Origin of the sequence: Roseovarius sp. (genome assembly GCF_018066915.1) — a bacterium.
Lineage (GTDB): Bacteria > Pseudomonadota > Alphaproteobacteria > Rhodobacterales > Rhodobacteraceae > Roseovarius.
On the sequence record NZ_JAGPVV010000151.1, the window covers coordinates 1 to 6,677 of the forward strand.

At 64.6% G+C, this 6,677-nt stretch carries 6 protein-coding genes and 1 pseudogene; 2 read left to right on the forward strand and 5 right to left on the reverse strand.

Features of this window, described 5'->3' with window-relative positions; all coding sequences use genetic code 11:
• Positions 1 to 124: pseudogene (locus tag KBT70_RS08150) on the forward strand (phosphate acetyltransferase); the annotation flags it as partial.
• 4 nt (positions 125 to 128) lie between these two features.
• On the opposite strand, the gene KBT70_RS08155 reads toward KBT70_RS08150, so the two are convergent.
• The 5 genes from KBT70_RS08155 to KBT70_RS08175 all read right to left on the reverse strand — a co-directional run bounded on the left by KBT70_RS08155 (position 129) and on the right by KBT70_RS08175 (position 5,344).
• Complete coding sequence (locus KBT70_RS08155) at positions 129 to 2,093, reverse strand: cache domain-containing protein (RefSeq protein ID WP_296631051.1); 1,965 nt, start codon at positions 2,091 to 2,093, stop codon at positions 129 to 131.
• 79 nt (positions 2,094 to 2,172) lie between these two features.
• A complete protein-coding gene (locus tag KBT70_RS08160; protein WP_296631054.1) occupies positions 2,173 to 3,189 on the reverse strand; it encodes a Fe(3+) ABC transporter substrate-binding protein in 1,017 nt (338 codons plus the stop codon).
• Between the two features lie 87 nt (positions 3,190 to 3,276).
• Positions 3,277 to 4,086, reverse strand: coding sequence for a metal ABC transporter permease (locus KBT70_RS08165; RefSeq protein WP_296631065.1), 810 nt, complete (start codon positions 4,084 to 4,086; stop codon positions 3,277 to 3,279).
• Positions 4,086 to 4,865, reverse strand: coding sequence for a metal ABC transporter ATP-binding protein (locus KBT70_RS08170; protein ID WP_296631056.1), 780 nt, complete (start codon positions 4,863 to 4,865; stop codon positions 4,086 to 4,088). Before KBT70_RS08170 ends, KBT70_RS08165 begins: the two co-directional genes overlap by 1 nt.
• Positions 4,856 to 5,344 (reverse strand): transcriptional repressor, encoded by a 489-nt coding sequence (locus KBT70_RS08175; RefSeq protein WP_296631059.1) that lies wholly within the window; start codon positions 5,342 to 5,344, stop codon positions 4,856 to 4,858. The genes KBT70_RS08170 and KBT70_RS08175 overlap by 10 nt, the downstream gene beginning before the upstream one ends.
• 96 nt (positions 5,345 to 5,440) lie before the next feature.
• Between KBT70_RS08175 and KBT70_RS08180 the strand changes: the two genes are divergently transcribed.
• Entirely contained in the window at positions 5,441 to 6,436 is a 996-nt protein-coding gene (locus KBT70_RS08180) for a zinc ABC transporter substrate-binding protein (protein ID WP_296631063.1), read from the forward strand.
• Positions 6,437 to 6,677: the final 241 nt, after the last annotated feature.

The following is a 6,677-nucleotide window of genomic DNA, read 5'->3' on the forward strand; positions in this document are numbered from 1 at the left end:
GGGCGTGGTTCTGGGCGCGCGGGTTCCGATCATCCTCAATTCGCGGGCGGATGACGATATGGCGCGGCTGGCATCTTGCGCTGTGGCCGCACTCCATCACGCGCGGCTGACCGGGCAGGTCTGAGCGATTAGAGCGTCTGCGCGGGTAGCCAGACGGTGAATTCCGCGCCGCCGTCCTCGCGGTTGCGCGCGGTGATGCGCCCGCCTGCCTGCTGGATCAAGGTCTGGCTGACCGAGAGGCCAAGCCCCGTGCCCTCGCCCTGTTTGGTGGTGAAGAAGGGATCGAACACCAGCGCCAGCTTGTCCTCGGGGATGCCCGGTCCGTTGTCGGCCACGATGAGCGCGGCACCGGGGCGCCCATCGCGCAGCGCGGGGCAGGTGGTCAGGGTGAGGTGCCCGTGGGTTTTCATCGCCTGTGCCGCGTTGGTCACAAGGTTGATGATCACCTGCTGCAACTCGCCCGGATTGATCCGCACCGGGGGCGTTTCGGCATGGGTGTCGAGCGTCACCTGATGGCCCGCCTTTGTCACCACATGATCCACCAGCACCAGACAATCGCGCAGGACGGCGGCCAGATCGACATCCTCTTCAAAGGTGCCGAATTCGCCGGGGCGGGCGAATTGCAGCAATTTGCCCACGATGGCGGTGATCCGCCCGATCTGACGGTCGATGAGGTTGAGTTCGGTCATCACCGGTTCGGCCCCGGACCCGAGCGTCTGGCGGATCACGTCGAGATTGCCTTGGATCACCGCGGCGGGGTTGTTGATCTCATGCGCGACACCGGCGGTGATTTCGCCGATGGAGGCGAGTTTCTCGGACATCACAAGTTGCTGATAGGTGGTTTCGAGCTTGGCATTCGCCTCGCGTAATTCGGCGGTGCGGGCCTCGACCCGTGCGTTGAGATCCTGATTCCAGGCGCGCAGGGCGCGGTCGCGTTCCTGCACCTGATCGAGCAGCGTGTCGAGATGGGCCGCCACGGTGCCGATCTCGTCGCGGGCCGCAATCGGCCCGATGCGGGCGGTCATGTCGCCGGCCTCGACCTCTTCCATGGTGCGGGTCATGCGCTCGAGCGGGGCAAAGATATTGCGCGCGAGCCGCAGGAAGAGCGGCGCGCTGACCGCCAGAACCACCAGAAAGGCCGCAAGCACCAAGAGATAGGCCCGCCGCTTGGCGGCGTCGAACGGGGCCTGAAGAAAGCCCACGTAGAGCATGCCCACGCGCTTGCCAAAGCTGTCGGTCAGAGGGCGATAGGCCGAGATATACCAGTCATTGACCACGAAGGCGCTGTCGAGCCAGGTCTGGCCCTGATCGAGCACGATCGAGCGCACCGCCGCCGACACCCGCGTTCCGAGCGCGCGCTCGCCCGCGAAGAGCCGCACATTGGTCGAGATGCGCACATCCTCGAGAAAGAGCGTGGCGGTGCCCTGTCGGTCGCCCGCGCGGCCGGTGTCGCGGTACACGAGGGCATTGATCGTGTCGATGAAATCGAGGTTGCGGTTGAGCAAGAGGCCACCCACCAGCACGCCCTCGGCCCCCGGCGTGGTGACGGGGGTGGCGCTATGCACCACCATGCCGCGATCCTCGATCTGGCGGGTGGTGGGTTGGGCGGCGCGGGTGGCGACCAGCGCCACGCGCGCGCGCATCGCCAGCGCCACGCCGGTTTCGGGCAGCGCCAAGAGGTCGCGGGGCGAGAAAATGTCAATCTCGGTGGCGGGTTGGCCACGGGCGGCGGTGCCGATCACCGGCCAGTCGGCGCCACGCTTGCGGGCCTCTGGCTGCGGCAGGAGATAGAGAAAGTCGAGCCCGAGTGCGCGGCGCTTGTCCTCGAGAAAGGCGGGCACGTCGGCGGGGGCTGTGCGCACCACCTCGTCAAAGCGCAACGAGCGCGCAAGGCTTGTGACCTCAGAGCCGGTGCTGGTCAGCAGGCGTTGCAGATATTGATCGGCAATGCGCAGGTCGCTGCCGACATTGGTGATCAGGAGGTTGTCATAATTGGCCGACCAGCGGTTGATCGCCACCAGCAACAAGAGCGGCATCAGCACCGCCAGCGGCAAAAGTGCGAGGATCAGCAATCGCAGCCGGACGGATGTCATGAAAAGGTCGGGCCCCTGTTGAGGAGCCCGACCATAGGTCAATCACGCAGGTCGCGCAATCGCGCAGGACTGCAAGGTCTCAGTTCCAGCCCACTTCGTTGAAGATGGCCTGTGCCTTGGCGGCATTCGCGCCAAAAGAGGCGGTCGGTGTGGTGCTGTCCGGCTTGAACTCACCCAGCTTGGCCACGTGTTCGCCGATGTCGACCCCGGCCAGAACCGGGTATTCGTTGTTGCCATTGGCGAATTGCGCCTGCGCGGTTTCGCTGGCAAGGAATTCGAGCAGGGCAAGCGCCTCTTCCGGGTTGGGCGCGTTCACGGCGATGCCGGCGGCCACAAGGTTCATATGCGCGCCCCGGTCGTCCTGATTGGGCCAGACCCAGCCGATGCTGTCGATGTCGCTGCTCAGACCGTCCACGTCCCCGGCAAGGCCACGGGCGAAGTAATAGGTGTTGGACACGGCGATATCACACTCGCCCGACACGATGCCGCGCAACTGGTCGGTATCCCCGCCTTCGGGTTCGCGGGCCATGTTGGCGACGATGCCAGCGGCCCAATCCTTGGCCACGTCCTCGCCATGCACTTCGATGATCGAGGCCAGCAGCGACTGGTTGTAGACATTCGAGGAGGAGCGGATGCAGATCTGGCCTTTGTATTTGGGATCGGCCAGTTCTTCGTAGGTCTGGGGCGGATTGTCGACCCGGTCCTTGGCGTAAAAGATGATGCGCGAGCGCTGCGAGAGGCCGGTCCAGAGATTGTCGGGATGGCGCAGGTTGGCGGGCACATTGGCCTCGATCACGTCAGACGAGAAGGGCTGCAACAAGCCCTCATCCACCGCGCGCGAGACATTGCCCACGTCCACGGTCATGAACACATCCGCCGGGCTGTTGGCACCCTCGGCCTTCATGCGTTCGATCAACTCGGCCTCTTTGCCTTCGATCCGGTTGACCTTGATGCCGGTTTCCTTGGTGAAGGCCTCGTAGAGCGCGTCGTCCGAATCGTAATGGCGGCTGGAGTAGAGATTAACCTCTTGCGCCAGCGCAGGGGCGGTGAGGGCAAGCAGAGCGGTCACGCTCAGGGCGGCTTTGATCGGGTGCATCGAGAGTCCTTTCGAGATTTCCGAGTTATTTGATAGGGTATCTCTCATATGTCCGACTAAAAGAGTCAATAGTAATTTCCGACAGTTTTAGTCGGATGTCTGGCCGCGCTGTCGCAGCCCGCTGCCGATCAGCGCGGTCGTGGCAAAGATCAGCGCCGCGACACAAACGATGGTCGGCCCCGTCGGCGTGTCAAAGTGAAACGACAGCCGCAAACCGCCAAGCGCCGAGATGGCCGCGATCAGGGTGGCGATGGCGGCCATACGCTCGGGCGTGGCCGACAAAGGACGGGCGGCGGCGGCGGGCACGATCAGCATGGCGGCGATGAGGAGCACGCCCACCACCTTGATTGCCACCGCCACCACCACCGCGAGCGCCAGGGTGAGCACAAGCTGTTCGCGGCGCGGGTCGATACCGGCGGACCATGCCAGATCGGGGCTGAGTGTCGTGGTCAAGAGCGCCTGCCAGCGCCAGGCGAGGAGGCTGAGCACAAGCGCTGCACCGCCCCAGATCACCAGCAAATCGCCCCGGCTGACCGCCAGAATATCGCCAAAGAGATAGGCCATGAGATCAATCCGCACGCCCGATAGGAACGAGACCGCGACAAGGCCAAAGGCGAGCGCGGAATGGGCCAGAACGCCCAGCATCGTATCCATGGCAAAGCCGCGCCCCGAGAGGGTCGAGACCGTGGTCGCCATGATCAGCGACATAGCCAGCGCGCCGACAAATACCGACATGGAAAACGCCAGTGCTATCGCCACGCCCAGAATGGCCGCATGGGCCGTGGCATCGCCGAAATAGGCCATGCGCCGCCAGACGACAAAGCTGCCCAAGGGGGCGGCGGCCAAGGCCACGCCCAGACCGGCAAGCGCGGCGCGGATCATGAAATCATCCAGCATCATTCGGCGGCCTCGTGGCTGTGCTTGTGGTCGTGGCTGTGGTCATGGTGATGGTCATGGGTGTGGTCGTCGTCATGGGCGTGGTTGTGTTCATGCCGGTAGAGGGCCAGTGCGCCCTGAGTGCCGGTGCCGAAAATCGCGCGGTATTCCTCGGCTTGGGCGACCACCTCGGGGTGGCCTTCGCAGCAGATATGCCCATTGAGACAGATCACCCGGTCCGACGCGCTCATCACCACATGGAGTTCGTGGCTGACCATCAGCACGCCGCAGTTCAATTCGCGCCGCACCTCTTCGATGCGGCGGTAAAAGGCGGCAGAGCCGGGTTGATCAAGGCCCTGCGTGGCCTCGTCGAGAATGAGGAGGTCGGGCTGTTCCAGAAGGGCGCGGGCGAGCAGAACGCGCTGAAACTGCCCGCCCGAGAGGTCGGCCATCTGCCGGTCGCGCAGGTCCGGCAAGCCTGCCTGTTCGAGCGCCGCGCGCGTGGCCTCTGCCGGGTGTCGCCGCGGCAGGCTGAGGAACCGGGTGACGGTCAGCGGCAGAGTCGGGTCGATATGCAGCTTTTGCGGCACATAGCCGATGCGCAGGCCGGGGCGGCGGATGATCTCGCCGCGCGCCGGTTTCTGCGCCCCGATGAGGGCGCGCAGCAGCGTCGATTTGCCCGAACCGTTGGGGCCGACGATGGTGACAATCTCGCCTCGGTCAAGCGCGAGGCTGACGTTGGAGAGAACGGTGGCATGGCCAAAGCGGACGCTCAGCCCCTTGGTTTCGATCAGGCGCATGGGTGAACGCTCTCGCGGCATTGCGGGCAGAGGCCCATCGCCTCGACCACCGCCTGTTCGATGGTGAACCCGGTGTCAGCGGCGGCGCGGCCCAGCATGCCCTTGGAAGGTTCGGCATGGGCCTCGGCCACAGCGTCGCATTGGCGGCAGATGAGGAAGGCGGGCGTGTGATCCTGCCCCGGATGGGTGCAGGCGATAAAGGCATTGAGGCGCTCGATCTTGTGGACAAAGCCGTTGGTCACAAGGAAATCGAGCGCGCGATAGGCGACGGGCGGCTGTGATCCCAGCCCTTCGGTGCGCAGGGTGTCGAGAATTTCATAGGCCCCCATTGCGCGATGCTCGCTGAGCAGGATTTCCAGCACGCGGCGGCGGACGGGGGTGAATTGCAGCTTGTGGCGGGTGCAATGCGCCTCGACCGCCGCGATGGCATCGCGCACGCAGCCCTTGTGGTCATGCGCCTCGAATCCGATTGTGTCCATCTCGCCCTCCGCCGCGTTCATTTTGGGGTTGATATGTTATAGGGTTACATTTATCAAGCGGCATCAGATGTTATGATATCACATATGGAGACTGCCATGCCGATCCGTTTTCTTGCCCCCTTTGGCCTTGGGCTGATGCTTGCTTCAGGGGCCATGGCCGACGCGCCACGGGTGGTCACGGATATTGCGCCCGTGCACGCGCTGGTGGCGCGGGTGATGCAGGGGGCGGGCACGCCTGATATGATCGTGCGCCCCGGCGCCTCGCCGCATGGCTATGCGATGCGCCCCTCCGAGGCGGCGGCGCTGGAAAAGGCCGATCTGGTGTTCTGGATGGGTGAGGGGCTGACGCCTTGGCTCGAAGGGGCCATCGAGTCGCTCGCAGGGACTGCGCATGTGGTCGAGTTGTTGGGGGCCGCAGACAGCCGCGTTCTGCCGTTCCGCGAAGGGGTAGAGTTTGCAGCCCATGAGGATCATGGCGATGCGGAAGAGGGGCACGAGGGTCATGCCGAGGACGAGGCAGGACATGACGATCACGCCGAGGCGCATGACCACGACCATGATCATGCCCATGACGGGGCCGACCCGCATGCCTGGCTAGATCCCGGCAATGCGCAGGCGTGGCTGGGTCTGATTGCGCTGGAATTGGCCGAGCATGACCCTGAGAATGCAGCACTCTATGCCGCCAATGCCCAAGCGGCGCAGGCCGAGGTTGCCACGCTCATCGAGGATATCGCGGCGGAGCTGGCCCCAGTGCGGGACGTGCCGTTTCTGGTCTTTCACGATGCCTATCAGTATTTCGAGGCGGCCTTTGGCGTGACGGCGGCGGGGGCGATTGCGCTCAGCGATGCGACGGCACCGGGTCCGGCACGGGTTGCGGCGCTGCGCGACATGGCCGAGGCGCGTGGCGTTCTGTGTGTTTTCTCGGAGCCACAATTCGATCCCAAGCTGGTCGAGACCGTGTTTGGCGATGTCGCCACCCACGGCGTGCTTGATCCGATGGGAAGTCAGTTGGAGCCCGGTCCGGGCCTTTATCCGCAGATGCTGCGCGATATGGCCGGGGCAATGGTGGCCTGCCTTGCCGGGGCAAGCTGAGGCGGCACCGCGCCTGACAATTGCGTCAAAACGCAGCGTAAAACTTGCGTGATCCTGATTTACCGCACATTCTGCCGCGAACGGGAGAAACCCGCGCCGGGAACGCGGGAGCAATCAGGGAGGACGGACCGATGGCGTTCATGACGCGACAGGATGCGCTCGACATCCAGAACGAAATGCCGTGGGCGGCGCGCGAGCGCCCCCAGACGATCTATCAGATGTTGAGCCAAGTCGCCGGGCG

What these genes read in the sequence shown, in the direction of transcription:
- KBT70_RS08175 (WP_296631059.1), bottom strand. Translation starts at nt 5,344, where the DNA reads ATGGACACAATCGGATTCGAGGCGCATGACCACAAGGGCTGCGTGCGC.
- KBT70_RS08170 (WP_296631056.1), bottom strand. Translation starts at nt 4,865, where the DNA reads ATGCGCCTGATCGAAACCAAGGGGCTGAGCGTCCGCTTTGGCCATGCC.
- KBT70_RS08160 (WP_296631054.1), bottom strand. Translation starts at nt 3,189, where the DNA reads ATGCACCCGATCAAAGCCGCCCTGAGCGTGACCGCTCTGCTTGCCCTC.
- KBT70_RS08180 (WP_296631063.1), top strand. Translation starts at nt 5,441, where the DNA reads ATGCCGATCCGTTTTCTTGCCCCCTTTGGCCTTGGGCTGATGCTTGCT.
- KBT70_RS08165 (WP_296631065.1), bottom strand. Translation starts at nt 4,086, where the DNA reads ATGCTGGATGATTTCATGATCCGCGCCGCGCTTGCCGGTCTGGGCGTG.
- KBT70_RS08155 (WP_296631051.1), bottom strand. Translation starts at nt 2,093, where the DNA reads ATGACATCCGTCCGGCTGCGATTGCTGATCCTCGCACTTTTGCCGCTG.